Annotated in this window: 12 protein-coding genes; 8 read left to right on the forward strand and 4 right to left on the reverse strand. The window is 73.7% G+C overall.

Annotated elements, in window-relative coordinates:
• Nucleotides 1-140: 140 nt before the first annotated feature.
• On the forward strand, nucleotides 141-1238 hold the full coding sequence (locus ACSNOK_RS10360; protein WP_436780313.1) for a serine/threonine-protein kinase: 1098 nt from the start codon (nucleotides 141-143) through the stop codon (nucleotides 1236-1238).
• Between the two features lie 195 nt (nucleotides 1239-1433).
• Here the strand turns inward: ACSNOK_RS10360 and ACSNOK_RS10365 are convergent, their stop codons facing one another.
• Nucleotides 1434-1871 (reverse strand): hypothetical protein, encoded by a 438-nt coding sequence (locus tag ACSNOK_RS10365; RefSeq protein WP_436780314.1) that lies wholly within the window; start codon nucleotides 1869-1871, stop codon nucleotides 1434-1436.
• Nucleotides 1872-2002: 131 nt separating this feature from the next.
• Here ACSNOK_RS10365 and ACSNOK_RS10370 point away from each other — a divergent pair, with 131 nt between their 5' ends.
• Entirely contained in the window at nucleotides 2003-4102 is a 2100-nt protein-coding gene (locus ACSNOK_RS10370; RefSeq protein ID WP_436780315.1) for an NB-ARC domain-containing protein, read from the forward strand.
• Between the two features lie 29 nt (nucleotides 4103-4131).
• On the opposite strand, the gene ACSNOK_RS10375 is transcribed toward ACSNOK_RS10370, so the two are convergent.
• Nucleotides 4132-5754 carry a translation initiation factor 2 gene (locus tag ACSNOK_RS10375; protein WP_436780324.1) on the reverse strand — a complete coding sequence of 541 codons (1623 nt, stop codon included), beginning with the start codon at nucleotides 5752-5754 and terminating at the stop codon, nucleotides 4132-4134.
• Between the two features lie 844 nt (nucleotides 5755-6598).
• Nucleotides 6599-6898 (reverse strand): hypothetical protein, encoded by a 300-nt coding sequence (locus ACSNOK_RS10380; protein ID WP_436780316.1) that lies wholly within the window; start codon nucleotides 6896-6898, stop codon nucleotides 6599-6601.
• 460 nt (nucleotides 6899-7358) lie between these two features.
• Here ACSNOK_RS10380 and ACSNOK_RS10385 point away from each other — a divergent pair, with 460 nt between their 5' ends.
• The 4 genes from ACSNOK_RS10385 (at nucleotide 7359) to ACSNOK_RS10400 (ending at nucleotide 10003) form a co-directional block, all read left to right on the forward strand.
• Nucleotides 7359-7772, forward strand: coding sequence for a cell division protein SepF (locus tag ACSNOK_RS10385; RefSeq protein WP_436780317.1), 414 nt, complete (start codon nucleotides 7359-7361; stop codon nucleotides 7770-7772).
• Between the two features lie 24 nt (nucleotides 7773-7796).
• Nucleotides 7797-9014: an AAA family ATPase gene (locus ACSNOK_RS10390; protein WP_436780318.1), complete on the forward strand. Its 1218-nt coding sequence runs from the start codon at nucleotides 7797-7799 to the stop codon at nucleotides 9012-9014.
• A complete protein-coding gene (locus ACSNOK_RS10395) occupies nucleotides 9011-9427 on the forward strand; it encodes a nucleotide pyrophosphohydrolase (protein WP_436780319.1) in 417 nt (138 codons plus the stop codon). Before ACSNOK_RS10390 ends, ACSNOK_RS10395 begins: the two co-directional genes overlap by 4 nt.
• A gap of 117 nt (nucleotides 9428-9544) precedes the next feature.
• The gene (locus tag ACSNOK_RS10400; RefSeq protein WP_436780320.1) at nucleotides 9545-10003 is read left to right on the forward strand and encodes a DUF6099 family protein; all 459 of its coding nucleotides are present in this window, start codon (nucleotides 9545-9547) and stop codon (nucleotides 10001-10003) included.
• 136 nt (nucleotides 10004-10139) lie between these two features.
• Here the strand turns inward: ACSNOK_RS10400 and ACSNOK_RS10405 are convergent, their stop codons facing one another.
• Complete coding sequence (locus ACSNOK_RS10405) at nucleotides 10140-10421, reverse strand: hypothetical protein (RefSeq protein ID WP_436780321.1); 282 nt, start codon at nucleotides 10419-10421, stop codon at nucleotides 10140-10142.
• 247 nt (nucleotides 10422-10668) lie between these two features.
• On the opposite strand from ACSNOK_RS10405, the gene ACSNOK_RS10410 reads away from it, so the two are divergent.
• Nucleotides 10669-11592 carry an LLM class F420-dependent oxidoreductase gene (locus ACSNOK_RS10410; protein ID WP_436780322.1) on the forward strand — a complete coding sequence of 308 codons (924 nt, stop codon included), beginning with the start codon at nucleotides 10669-10671 and terminating at the stop codon, nucleotides 11590-11592.
• A gap of 11 nt (nucleotides 11593-11603) precedes the next feature.
• On the forward strand, nucleotides 11604-12517 hold a 914-nt coding region (gene mmuM, locus ACSNOK_RS10415; RefSeq protein ID WP_436780323.1), incomplete at its 3' end, for a homocysteine S-methyltransferase.

The raw sequence follows: 12517 nt of genomic DNA on the forward strand, positions 1-12517 counted from the left end.
GTTGGGGCTGGGGACGCGCCCCCGGCGTCCGGTGCACACCCCCACCGCCAGGCACCCTCCCCTCGCATACACTGCCGCGTCGGGGAACCAGGGGAATCAGCAGCCACCACCGCAGGGAAGGCCCGCAACCCGCGGAGCCATTGAGGGACGACGACCCGCAGACCATCGGCGCGTACACCCTGGTGTGCCGGCTCGGTGCCGGCGGCATGGGGCAGGTCTACCTCGCGGAGTCCCCCGCGGGTCAGCAGGTCGCCGTAAAGGTGATCAAGCCGTCGGTCCTCGACGAGGACAGCAGGGCCCGGTTCCTGCCCGAAGTGGACAACCTCAAGACGGTGTACGAGCCGTTCATCGCGTCCTTCGTCGCCGCTGATGCCCAGGCGGAGCGGCCCTGGCCGGCGGTCGAGTACGTGGCCGGACCGGACCTGCCGGCCTTCGTCACCGAGCGGGGGCCGCTGCCGCTCGTGGAGACGGCGAGCCTCGGAGCCCTGCTCGCCGAGGGACTCGGCACCGTGCACGAAGCCGGACTGCTGCACCACGACCTCAAGCCGCAGAACATCCTGCTCGCCCCGCACGGGCCCAAGGTGATCGACTTCGGTCTCGCCGTACTCGCCGAGCGACGCTCCGTCCTGACCGCCACCGGCTGGGTCGTCGGCTCTGTCCTGTGCATGCCGCCGGAACAGGCCCGAGGAGAGCACCACCTCAGCCCGGTCGCGGACGTGTACGCGTTGGGCGCGGTCCTGCTCTACGCCGCCACCGGTCACTACCCGTACACCGGCCCCAGCCGGCAGGCCGTCGCCCTGAAGATCGAGGACCCGGACACCCCGCCGGGCCTGAGTGGCCTGCCGCCCCGCCTGGAACCCTTGATCTCCGCGATGCTCGCCCTCGACCCCGTCGCCCGGCCGGCGCTGGTCGAGGTGACCGCGGAGCTCGTCCAGGTCATGGCGGAGCAAGGGCTGACCGCCGTCCAGGCCAAGCGGCGGCTCACGGACCTGACCGCCGGAACCGCACCCGCCGAACCGCCCGTGCTCCCTCGGACCACAGGGCTCCCCAACGGCTGGACCGGCTACACACCGACCGTCGTCGACGCGGCTTGTGGCGTATTTATCGCGCCGCGCATCGCGGAACGACCGACGGAGGAACGACGGGTGGCAGAGCAGGGGCAGACCCGGTACCCGCCAGGTGCCCCGCTCGACTGTGGACGCCTGGGAGCGGACGGACATGCTCCGCTACCGCCGTGAGCTACAGCGGGCCCGTTCTCGGCTTTCGTGGCCGCGACCAGGGCGCGAGATGCCCTCGTCCTCTCCTGGCACGGTGAGCCCAGCCGCTTCCTCCGCCCTCTGGGGACCGACGCCATCCGGAAGTGATGTCGGGCGCGCGGCAGTGGCCTCGTGGTACGGGGGCGCTGCCCGTTCGCCACCACGCGCCCCAGTGGTCTAACCGTCGGTCCTGGCAGGCCCCACCGGCGGCGTGGTGACCGTAATCCCGGAGTAGTCCCGGCCCTGGAAGGTCGGCGCGTTGTACGTGCCCCCGCTGATGTGATTGTGCACATCGCCGCCCGTGCCGACCGAGCGTGCGCGCTGCCACCACTCGTCGAGGTCGTGCCGGAACCGCGCGTCCAAGGCGGCCCGTACGCCCAGGGCCGTCACCAGGGCCTGGGCGCGGTCCGGGTCGGTGGGGGCGTTCTGGAGGGCGGTGAGCTCGGGTTGGGCCGAGCTCACCTGGAGGGGCGGGGCCGGTGCGGGGGAGTCGTCGTCGCCGTGCCGGAACGGGCGGCGTACCAGGGCGGTCAGGCCCTGCCACGCCTGGCGGCCGGCCTCGCCGCCGGCGCCTCCGGCGAGGGCCACGAGAACGCTCGCAGAGATCGGATCCATGGACGCGCTCCCCGGGTCGGCGGTGGTCGGCAGTGGGCGAATGCACATCCTAGGGCGTTCCATGGAACCCCGGCAGGGGATCTTCGGCCGTTGACCCGTCAGATCGCCCGCGCGCTCGTAGAGTTTGCGATGTGGCCGACGATACGTACAACACCGTGGACGGGCAGGCGCGGACGGGCGCGGTCTTCCAGGCTCGTGACATCGGCGCGGTGCACCATCACGTGCACACCGCGGCGCTGCCGCCGGCGCCGATTCCCTATCAGGTGCCGCCCGCCATCACCCACTTCGTGGATCGGCGGGACGAGCAGGAACGCATCCTGGGCGCGCTGGACGAGTGTTCGGGCGGCGACGGCGCACCGCTGGTCGTCGCGCTGACCGGGATCGGCGGCATCGGCAAGACCGCGCTGGGGTTCCACATCACCCGGCGGATCAGCGACCGGTTCGCGGACGGGGTGCTCTACGTCGACCTGGACGACCTGCGCCGGGACGGAGTCGTCGAGGCCTCGGACGCGCTCGACGAACTGCTGTCCGGGCTCGGCGTCACCGCCGACTGGCTGTGCCGATCGCCTGCCGCACGGAAGAAGCAGTACTGGTCGTTGACGAAGGACAAGCGCCTGCTGGTGGTGGTGGACAACGCCCGGTTCGGCAGCGAGGTCCTGCCGCTCCTCCCGTCGTCCGGCGGCAGCCTGGTGATCACGACCAGCCAGGGACGGCTGCCCGACCTCGCCGGCATGGCCGTGCTGGAGGTGCCGATGAGACCGCTGGCGGTCGAGGACGCGGTGCGGCTGCTGCGGCACATCGTGGACGACGCGCGGCTCGCGGACGAACCGGACGCCGTGGCCGAACTCGCCCGGGGCTGCGGCGGGCTGCCCGCGGCGCTCCACGTGGCCGGCCGCTGGATCCGCGGCCACCGCAGGCGCGGCCTGTCGCGGCTGGTCGCCGAGCTCTCGGCCGATCTGCGTGAGAAGGGCATCCCGATGGTCGAGGCGGTGTGGGACGCGGCCTACGCGGAGCTCGGGCCGGAGGCGGCGCGGCTGTACCGGCTGCTGCCGGAGTTCCCCGCTCCGGTGATCACGGCTCCGGCCGCGGCCGCCCTGCTGGGCGGCGGTGCCCCTGCGGCCGACGACGCCCTCGACGCGCTGGAGGGCGCGGGCCTGTTGGAGGACCGGCCCGAGGGCTTCCGGATCCACGGCCTGCTGCGCGGCCACGCCGAGCGCAAGTCGCGGGAGGCGGATCCGGGCGGGGACGGGCGGCAGCGGGCTCGGACGCGGCTCGTCCGCTGGTACCGGCGGCAGGCGATCCGCGCCGATCTCCTGGCGGCGGGCCCGCGGATGACGTTCGCGGAGCCCGGCCCGCCCGTCCCCGACGTCCCGGACGTCGACTTCGCCGGCAGGGCGGAGGCCCTGCGGTGGATGGAAACCCACCGGCTGGCGCTCTACGGCTGCGTCCGGCTCGCCTACGAATGCGGCCTCGACGAGGACGCGTGGGCCCTGTGCGAGCCGCTGTGGACACATTTCCTCGACCACCCGCACTACGCGGACATCACCGACGCCTTCGGCAGGGGACTGGCGGCCGCGCAGCGCCAGGAGCACCTGCCGGTGACGATCCGGATGCGCTGCCAGCTCGCCCGGCCGCTGTGGGAGCAGGAGCGGTACGAGGAGGCGGCCGAGCAGTTGCGGTGCGCGGTGAGCGCCGCCGGCGCCCTCGGCGACTCGGAGAAGGAGCGGAAGCTCAAGGCGTCCGTCGTGGAGTTCCGCGGCAAGCTGCGCTCCGTCCAGGGTGACTGGGCGTCCGCCGCGGCCGACTTCGAAAGCGCCCGCCGCGAGCACGCGGCCGTCGGGAACGCGTACGGCGTGCTGCTGCAGACGCACCTCCTCGGGTGCGCCGCCCTCGGCGCGGGCGAGTACGGGCGCGCGGTCGAACTGCTCACGGACGCGCATCGCATGGCCGCCGAGCAGGAGCGGGAGCGGATGACCGCCCGCACCGGGTTCGAGCTCGGCCGCGCCCTGCGCCGCGCCGGGCGGCCGGCGGACGCGCTCCCGCTGGTCAGGGCCGCTCTCGACAGCGCCAGGGAGCGCGGCTCGACCAGCGACGAGGTCCGCGTCCGAGAGGAGCTCGCGCGCCTCGCCGACGACACGGGCGAGACGGCGGAGGCGGAGGAGCAGCGGGTGGCGGCGCGGCTGCTGGCTGAACGCTGCGGTGGGGTGCCGGGTGCCGATGAGGGCGCGTAGCGCGCGACGCCCGGCTCACCCCGCGTGCGTCACAGCTCGTGGTCGAGATCGGCGTCGTCGGCGGGTTCCAGGACCGCTCGGACGGAGAACGGGCCGACGTCGCAGACCAGCGTGACCGGGGGGGCCGGTTCGGGCCGAGTGGCCAGCCAGGAGTGGACCGCCGTCACGACGGCCGCCGGATCCGCGCGTACGATCCGGCCACCCGACCGGTGCGGCTCGACGCGGAGGCGGAACGTCCCCGCCGAACGGTGCCGCAGCAGACACCGCTCCGGCGTGAGGACCGCGGCGGCCGTACCGCAGTACGGCGCGTCGTCCAGCATCCGGGCCGTCCAGCCGCCCGCCGTCCACGCGCTCGTGTGCGGGGCGTCGGCGGCGGCGGGCCGGGAGCGGCGCCACAGCACCGCCGCGCTCTGCGTCTCCCTCGGTCCGGCGTACGGGAACTCGGCGGCCAGGTGGTGCGCCGGCAGCGTGGTGTCGGCGGGGAAGCGCTCGACGGCGATGCGGCGGCCGGTCACCCGGGTCCGTACCGCGAAGGCCGCGGGGCCGTTGGGCACCGGGGGGCGCCTCGGGGCCGGGAGGGCGCGCGGCCGGACGGGCGCGGGGCGCGGCCGGAGGCCCAGGAGCCGGTAGAGCTCGGCGCGGAGGCGGGGAAGCGACTCGCCCGGCAGGTCGAACGCGGCGTCGGCGCACTTGCGTACCTCCTGTGCCGCCGCCGCCCGCAGGGCCTCCTCCAGCCCGGCGGGATCCGTCAGCCGGGGCGCCTGTTCGAGCAGCGCGGCCATCGGCGTGCCCGGTATGAGCTCGTCACCGCCGTCGTAGGCGCCGACGACGGGCCGTCCGAGGGCGGCGGCGTACAGGGCCGTGGAGCCGTGGTCCGTGACGACGGCGTCGCAGGCGACCAGGAGGGCGGCCCACTCCTCGTACGGTTCCGCCAGGACGACCCCCGCGCGCAGGGCGGGCGTCAGGTGCCGGGAGAGGTCGTACGCGCCGAGCCTGCTGTGCTCGTTGGGGTGCAGGACGAGCGCGAGCTGGTACGCGTCGTGGGGGAGGACGCGCGCGAGCGCGGCGGGCAGCTCGGGGCGGCGGGTCAGCAGCGACTCGCGGCCCCAGGTGGAGGTGAGGACGATGAGGCGCCGTTCTCCGGTGCCCAAAGCGGCGCGGTAGTCGTCCCGGTGGGAGAGGGACGCCAGGAGGCGGTCCAGCGTCGGGTCGCCGACGACCGTGGCCCGGGCGGCGGCCGGCGGACAGTACTCGGCGAGGCGGTCGAGCTGGTCGCCGTGCGCGAGTGCGTGCAGGGCGGCCCAGGGCTGGCCGTCGACCAGCAGGAAGTGGGGGTCGAGGCCGGACGGCAGACGCGGCGAACCCTCCTCCGCTATCGCCTTGTTGAAGCCGGCGCCGTGCGGGAGCAGCACACGCGGACCGGACAGGACGCGGATCGCGCCCTTGGGGCTCGCGGTCAGGACCAGGTCATGGGCGCGGGAGCGGGCGTCGTCCCAGGTGAGGAGGCGGGCGCCGGAGCGGTCCAGGGCGGCGAGGGCGTCCACGCCGAAGTCCGAGCCGGGGACGAGGGTGAAGCGGCTGGTGACGCGCTCATCGCCGTCGAAGACGGGGAGGACGTCCAGCAGCCGGTGCAGCGCGCCGGCCGAGCGCACGGCGAACAGCACACACGCCTCGGACTTCCCACCTCGGACCTCTCGCTGCCCGCTGCCCGCTGCCCGCTGCCCGCTGCCCGCTGCCCGCTGCCCGCTGCCCGCTGCCCGCTGCCGAAAGCCTGTCATCGTACTGCACGCCCCCAAAGGGGGCAAATCGCCAATATTGCCGCCGAAAAGCCCGTCAGTGGTCCGGTGTACATGACCGCGATCGTACTGGCGGACGAGCTTCCGCTCCCGGTTTCCCCGTCGCATCGGCCGCCGCGACGGGGAAACCGGGAGGGGTGAGCACAGGGTTGCCCACGTGAAGAAACGGTTCTCCTATCGCGCGTAGTGCGACGGCTCCCGCTGCGGCGGTCCGCCGGGTGGCGAACCCGAAGCGGCGGAATGCGCAGCCGGCGCGGAGGCCGGAGCGGTGCGCGGTCGGCGCAGCAACAACAGCAGGCGGGCGAACGGGTGGGTCGCGCGCCGATCCGCTCCTCCTGGTTCCGGCGCGCCGAAGAGGAGGGCCGGTTCGGGGTCGGGGACGGGCGCTTCCCTGGCGGGCTCCGGCGCGTGCCGCGCCGTGAGCGGATCGCGGGAGGGAGTCCGAGGCCCGGATTTCGTGCGCGCGTCGGCGGACGCGTCGGTGCGGGAAGGGGTACGGGAGGCTGGACGGAGGTCCGTGGAACCGTCGGACGCGGAAGGGGAGTCGACGGAACGCGGACGGAACTGATCGCGGTACGCCTGGGCGCGCAAGTAGGCGCTCACGGCCCGCGCGGGGTCGAGCGGCATGACGTCTCTGCTCTCTGGCCGGTGGTCGAGGGACGCGGCGGCGCCGCCGCGCGGCGGGGCGGCGCGGGCCACCTCAGCAGCGCAGGACGACGTTCCGCGCCTGAGGGGCCCGGAGCGGGGACGCGGGGGTGGGCGATGCGGCCGAGGCGTCCGAGGCGACAGCGGAAGGCTCGGTGCGAGCGGGCCGCCCGGCGCGATGCCGGCGCTGCACCCCGGTCGCTCCGTCCTCCGGGGCGACGGCGTCCGCCGTGCGGTCGTCGGACAGGCCGAACTCCGTGGAGGCGGTCCTCTCTTCCCGCCCCCGGTCGTCCGCCGCGAGGGCGGGGTCGCCACCGCACAGCACCAGCAGCAGGGAGACCAGCATGGCGGTCACGGCCCGAAGGACGGGCCGTGTGCGCGCGGGACTCCACCGGAACATGAACGCATCGTAATCGCTCAACTACTCTACGCGCATTCCCTCTATCGGGTGAGGAGCCTCGTCTTGGGAAATGACGCCGTATCAGGAGCTATACGGCGACACGTCCGACCCGGAAGGCTCGTACGCCGACCTGCCCGGCGGGTCCGTCCGGCGGGTGGTCACGCCGGCGCGGCGCAGGCGTTGCGGAGAATCTCGTTCCTGACCCTGGTGGTGGTTGGGGGCGGCGGCTCCGACCGCGTCACCCCGGTTGCTCTTGGGAAACGAGGGGCGGAAGGAGGCCGCCCAGGGTGTGGGCGATCCGGCCCACGGGCCGTCAGGCGAGGCGCCGCGCGTGTCATTGGGCCGAATGGAGGCTCCCTTTTCCCTAGAATCGCCGGATGTACATAACCAGCGCGTTCCCCGGAGGGGTGATCCGGTGAACAGGTCAGAGGCCACCGACGAGCAGTGGGAGGGGCTGGCCGAGGTCGTGCCCTTGCGCGGTCATCACACCTGGCCGTCCTGGTCCAACCACCGGTCGCTCCCCGAGGAGGAGCCGGAGACGGAACCCAACCAGCGGAGGCTCGTGGTCCTCCGGGTGCAGATTTTCGCGGACGCCCGCGACGTGGCGGAGCATCTGATCAACGGAACGCCCGTGCTCCTCGACCTCACGAGCGCCGACACCGATGTCGCCAAGCGCATCCTCGACTTCTCCAGCGGCGTCGTCTTCGGGCTGGGCAGCGGGATGCACCGCGTCGACACCAATGTGTTCCTGCTGGCACCCGAGGGTACGGAGGTCGCCTCGACGTACTCCGATCGTAGGAAGAACGACAGGCTGAAACGGTTTGGCTGATCCGTCGCGCCATACGGTCCGGGCATGTCCGTCGCATCCCACGGCCCGGTCATGGAGGCGCGTGACGCACACGGCGTCCGGCCCGCCGCCACACCCCCGCCCTCGCCCCCGCTCCCGCGTCCCGCCGTCACCGAACTGCGGCTCTCCGCTTTCAAATCGCATCGCAACGCCACCTTCGCGCTGGCTCCGCTGACCCTCTTCCGGGGGGCCAGCGGCAGCGGGAAGTCGAGTGTGCTCCAGGCGTACGAGACGCTGGCCCGGCTCGCGGGCGGCGACGGGCTCGTCGAGGCGCTCGCGCCGGTGGCGGGCGGCGCACCGGCGTGCGTTCCGGAGCGGGCCCGCCCGGACGCGCAGGGGCGCCGTGGGTTCCGGATCGGCTGTACGGTCGACGGGCCCGTCGGCCCGGTCCGGCTGGACCTGGCCGTCCAGGCGGAACCCGAGGTGCGGGTGGTCGGCGAGCGGCTGACGGGTGCCGGGCGGACGCTGCTGTCCACGGCGCTGCGCGACCCGGGGCTGACCTCGGTCGAGGCGGCGTGGCACACGGCCGGTGCCGTTCCGGTGACCCGGGCGCCCCTGCCGGACGACCGGCTGGGCACCGCGCTGCTGCCGCTGCGGGTGGCGGGGAAGACGGCCGGTCAGCGGCTGGTTCTCGAAGCGGCGGAGCAGGTGGTCGTCGCCCTGCGGTCGGTCTTTCCCTGCGATCCCCGGCCGGAGCTGATGCGGATGCCCGTCGCGGCCCGGGACGGCCGGCTGCGCGGCGCGTGTGACAACGTTGCCGCCGTGCTCGGCCGTACCTCGAGCGAGTGCTCGATCCGGCACGCGGTCCTGGTGAAGGCGGCGGACGCGGGCTGTCGCGGCGCGGTCGAGGGAGTGGAGGCGCGGGGGCTGGACGGCGGGTTGGTACGGGCGGTCCTGGCGCGGGGCGCGGCGGCCGCGACGCCGCTGGAACGGCTGGGGGACGGCGAACTGCGCTACCTCGCACTGTGCTTGGTGCTGCTGACGGGGCCGGACGTGCTCGCGGTGGAACCCGCCGCCGAGGTGCTGTCCGCCTTGCAGACGCTCACCGTCCTGGCGGACGGCCTCGACCGGTGTCTCGACCCATGGCAGGCACGGGAGTTGGTGCGGCTCGCGGCTCGCATGTGCGAGCGGGGGCACATCAGGCTGGTGGGTACCGTGCGGCGGGAGGTGGCGGAGATGGCATCGGAGGTGCCCGGGGTGGCGATGGTAGACCTGGAGGCATGACCGAGCACCACGCGTCCCTCCGGGACACCCGGCACCACACCTCCTCTCATGATCTCGACGCCCTGCGGCGCCGGCTGGCGGACTTCGCCGCCGCGCGCGACTGGAAGCCTTTCCACACTCCCAAGAACCTCGCGGCGGCGCTCAGCGTCGAGGCGTCCGAACTGCTGGAGATCTTCCAGTGGCTGACGCCCGAGGAGTCCGCGCGCGTGATGGCGGACCCCGCGACGGCGGAACGGGTGAAGGACGAGGTCGCGGACGTGCTCGCCTATCTTCTGCAGTTCTGCGACGCGCTGGGTGTCGACCTGCCGGCCGCGCTGTCCGCCAAGATCGACAGGAACGAGCGGCGGTTTCCGGTAGCGGGAGACGGGTCGAACAGGCGTCAGGGTTCGCCGGATCGTCACTCTCCGGAGTGATTGAGTTGTCCACAGCGGATTTGGTATCCACAGATTTCTGAATTCCCCTGGCTTTTCCGGCGGTTAGTCATCACTCTGGGTAGTGAGAGCGCACAGGCGGAAACTGGGGGACCGGCAATGGACGCACTGCGGTTGATCGAGGCCACCCGGCTCGCCCTGGCCGAAGCCAGGACGATGCAGGACATCGTCGCCGAGGCATGGCAGACCCAAGCCTTGGCCCAGGCTGTGGGTGGTCACTTGGCCGCGCACGGTCCCTTCGAGGCGCGGGCCGCGGCGTGCGGGCTGAGTGAGGCCGGCGGCCGGGCCTCCGGGGCGCTGCGGCAGGTCGCCCTGCGCTCCGGAGGCTTACGCGCGGCGCGGCTCTCGACGGTCCGTGACCCCTGGGGAGTGCTGACGGAGCTCGCCGCCCTCCTCGGTGACGTGGGCATCGCGCTGGTCGGTGTGGCCTGTGCCTGCGAAGAGGACGGCCTCTACTGGCAGTGCATCGAGGCCATAGACGCGGCGGACGAGACGGGGGACCGGGTGGGCGGGCTGCTGAGACGGCTCGCCCTCCGGGAGAGAGGGGGCGCCGCGTGAAGTACGGCGCGGGATACGGCAGGGGGTGCGGCCGACGGTACGGTCCGGGATCCGACCCGGGTTCGGGGGTCGGGCCCTGGCTCGACGTCCGGTTCGGGGCGTCCGGTTCGGGGCGTCCGGTCCGGCGTCCGGAGGATCAGTGTTCGGCGGCGTCCTCGCCTGGGGTGCGAGAGTCGCGGGAGTCGGGGGAGGTCGGGGAGCCGTGAGGGTCCTGGGGTTCGGGAGCGTTCCGGGAGTCGTGGGTGGGCGCGGGCCGCTCGGTCGAGGACTGCAGGTCGGCGTCGAGCCGCGACAGGTCGGCGTCCAGCGCCGCCATCAGTTCCTCCATCTGTTGCAGCAGGCCCTTGGGTGGGTCCTGGCGTGGGGAAGCGGCCTGGGGGTGGGGCACCGCCTCGGCGGGCACGGCTTCCTGGTGCATGTGGCCTCCTCGGCCCTGGGCCCCTCCGGGGCGGAGGAGCGGTATCGCGGTCGTCGCCTCCGGCGGGGAAAACCGGCGCGCGAGCCGGGCGGTCCGGCTCCGCCGAAGCCAACGATCACCCTGCGGGACGGACACTGGCCGGTGCCCGGACGGTGGGTACGAGCGGGGGAGATTCACCCGACAGGGGCCGGTGCGGCGGTACGGGGGCCGTGCGTTGACCTGTGTTCGAAGGTGCAGGATGGGGCGTATGGACCTGCGCATCTTCACCGAGCCCCAGCAAGGGGCGAGCTACGACACCCTCCTCACCGTCGCCAAGGCCACCGAGGACCTCGGCTTCGACGCCTTCTTCCGCTCCGACCACTATCTGGCCATGGGCTCCTCCGACGGGCTCCCCGGACCCACCGACGCCTGGATCACCTTGGCCGGACTGGCCCGGGAGACCAAGCGGATCCGGCTCGGCACGCTGATGACCGCGGGCACCTTCCGGCTGCCGGGCGTGCTGGCCATCCAGGTGGCGCAGGTCGACGCGATGTCGGGCGGCCGTGTCGAGCTGGGGCTGGGCGCCGGCTGGTACGAGGCGGAGCACACGGCGTACGGCATCCCCTTCCCCAAGGAGAAGTTCGGACGCCTGGAGGAGCAGCTGGCGATCGTCACGGGGCTGTGGGAGACGGAGGTGGGCGCGACGTTCGACTTCGAGGGTAAGTACTACCGACTGGCCGATTCCCCGGCGCTGCCCAAGCCCGCGCAGCCCAGGATCCCGGTGCTGATCGGTGGCCTGGGGGCGACCAGGACGCCGCGGATCGCCGCCCGCTACGCCGACGAGTTCAACGTCCCCTTCGCGTCCGTGGCCGACAGCGAGCGGCAGTTCGGCCGGGTGCGGGCGGCCGCGGAGGAGGCGGGGCGGAAGCCGGAGGACCTGGTGTACTCCAACGCCCTGGTGGTGTGTGTGGGCAAGGACGACGCGGAGGTGGCACGGCGCGCCGCGGCCATCGGACGGGAGGTCGACGAGCTCAAAGCCAACGGTCTGGCGGGTTCCCCCGCCGAGGTGGTCGACAAGATCGGGCGGTACGCGGAGATCGGGGCGTCCCGGGTCTACCTCCAGATCCTGGACCTCGACGACCTCGACCACCTGGAGCTGGTCTCCGGCGCGGTCCAGGCACAGCTGCGCTGAGGTCGCCCGTCATGACTCCACCCCGTACCCCGCTCGCCGCCGCGCTCGCGCGTGGGCCGCTCGTCCTCGACGGCGGTCTGTCCAACCAGTTGGAGGCGCAGGGCTGCGACCTGTCCGACGCGCTCTGGTCGGCCCGGTTGCTGGCGGACGATCCGGCGCAGATCGAGCGGGCGCACGCGGCGTATGTGCGGGCGGGGGCCCGGGTGCTGATCACCGCCGGGTACCAGGCCACGTTCGAGGGGTTCGCCCGGCGGGGTGTCGGGCGGGAGGAGACGGCAGGGCTGCTGCGGCGCGGCGTCGAACTGGCGCGGCGGGCGGCGGCCGAGGGGGAACGGGAGGTGTGGGTCGCCGCGTCCGTCGGCCCGTACGGGGCGATGCTCGCGGACGGCAGCGAGTACCGGGGGCGGTACGGGCTGGGGGTGGCGGAGTTGGAGCGCTTCCACCGGCCGCGGATCGAGGTGCTCGCCGCGGCCGGGCCGGACGTCCTGGCGCTGGAGACGGTGCCGGACGCCGACGAGGGGCGGTCGCTGCTGCGGGCGGTGAGCGGATGCGGGGTGCCGGTCTGGCTGTCGTACAGCTGCGCCGGCGGGCGGACCCGGGCCGGGCAGCCGCTGGCGGAGGCGTTCGCGCTCGCCGCCGGGAACGACCAGGTCGTCGCCGTGGGCGTCAACTGCTGCGAGCCGGACGAGGTGGAGGACGCCGTGCGGGTCGCGGCGCGGGTGACCGGGAAGCCGGTCGTCGTGTATCCGAACGGCGGGGAGGGGTGGGACGACGAGGCACGGCGGTGGCGCGGGCGGCCCACCTTCGACCCCGCCCGGGCGGACGCCTGGGTGGCGGCGGGGGCGCGGCTCGTCGGCGGCTGTTGCCGCGTCGGGCCGGAGCACATCGCGGAGTTGGCCGCCCGGATGGAGGGAGAGGGAAGGGG

Source organism: Streptomyces sp. URMC 126, assembly GCF_051386555.1.
Classification (GTDB): Bacteria; Actinomycetota; Actinomycetes; order Streptomycetales; family Streptomycetaceae; genus Streptomyces.

Bases quoted from the DNA above. Each gene is read 5' to 3' on its own strand.
- ACSNOK_RS10405 (WP_436780321.1), bottom strand. From the start codon at position 10,421: ATGCACCAGGAAGCCGTGCCCGCCGAGGCGGTGCCCCACCCCCAGGCC.
- ACSNOK_RS10365 (WP_436780314.1), bottom strand. From the start codon at position 1,871: ATGGATCCGATCTCTGCGAGCGTTCTCGTGGCCCTCGCCGGAGGCGCC.
- ACSNOK_RS10400 (WP_436780320.1), top strand. From the start codon at position 9,545: ATGGACGCACTGCGGTTGATCGAGGCCACCCGGCTCGCCCTGGCCGAA.
- ACSNOK_RS10395 (WP_436780319.1), top strand. From the start codon at position 9,011: ATGACCGAGCACCACGCGTCCCTCCGGGACACCCGGCACCACACCTCC.
- ACSNOK_RS10410 (WP_436780322.1), top strand. From the start codon at position 10,669: ATGGACCTGCGCATCTTCACCGAGCCCCAGCAAGGGGCGAGCTACGAC.
- ACSNOK_RS10390 (WP_436780318.1), top strand. From the start codon at position 7,797: ATGTCCGTCGCATCCCACGGCCCGGTCATGGAGGCGCGTGACGCACAC.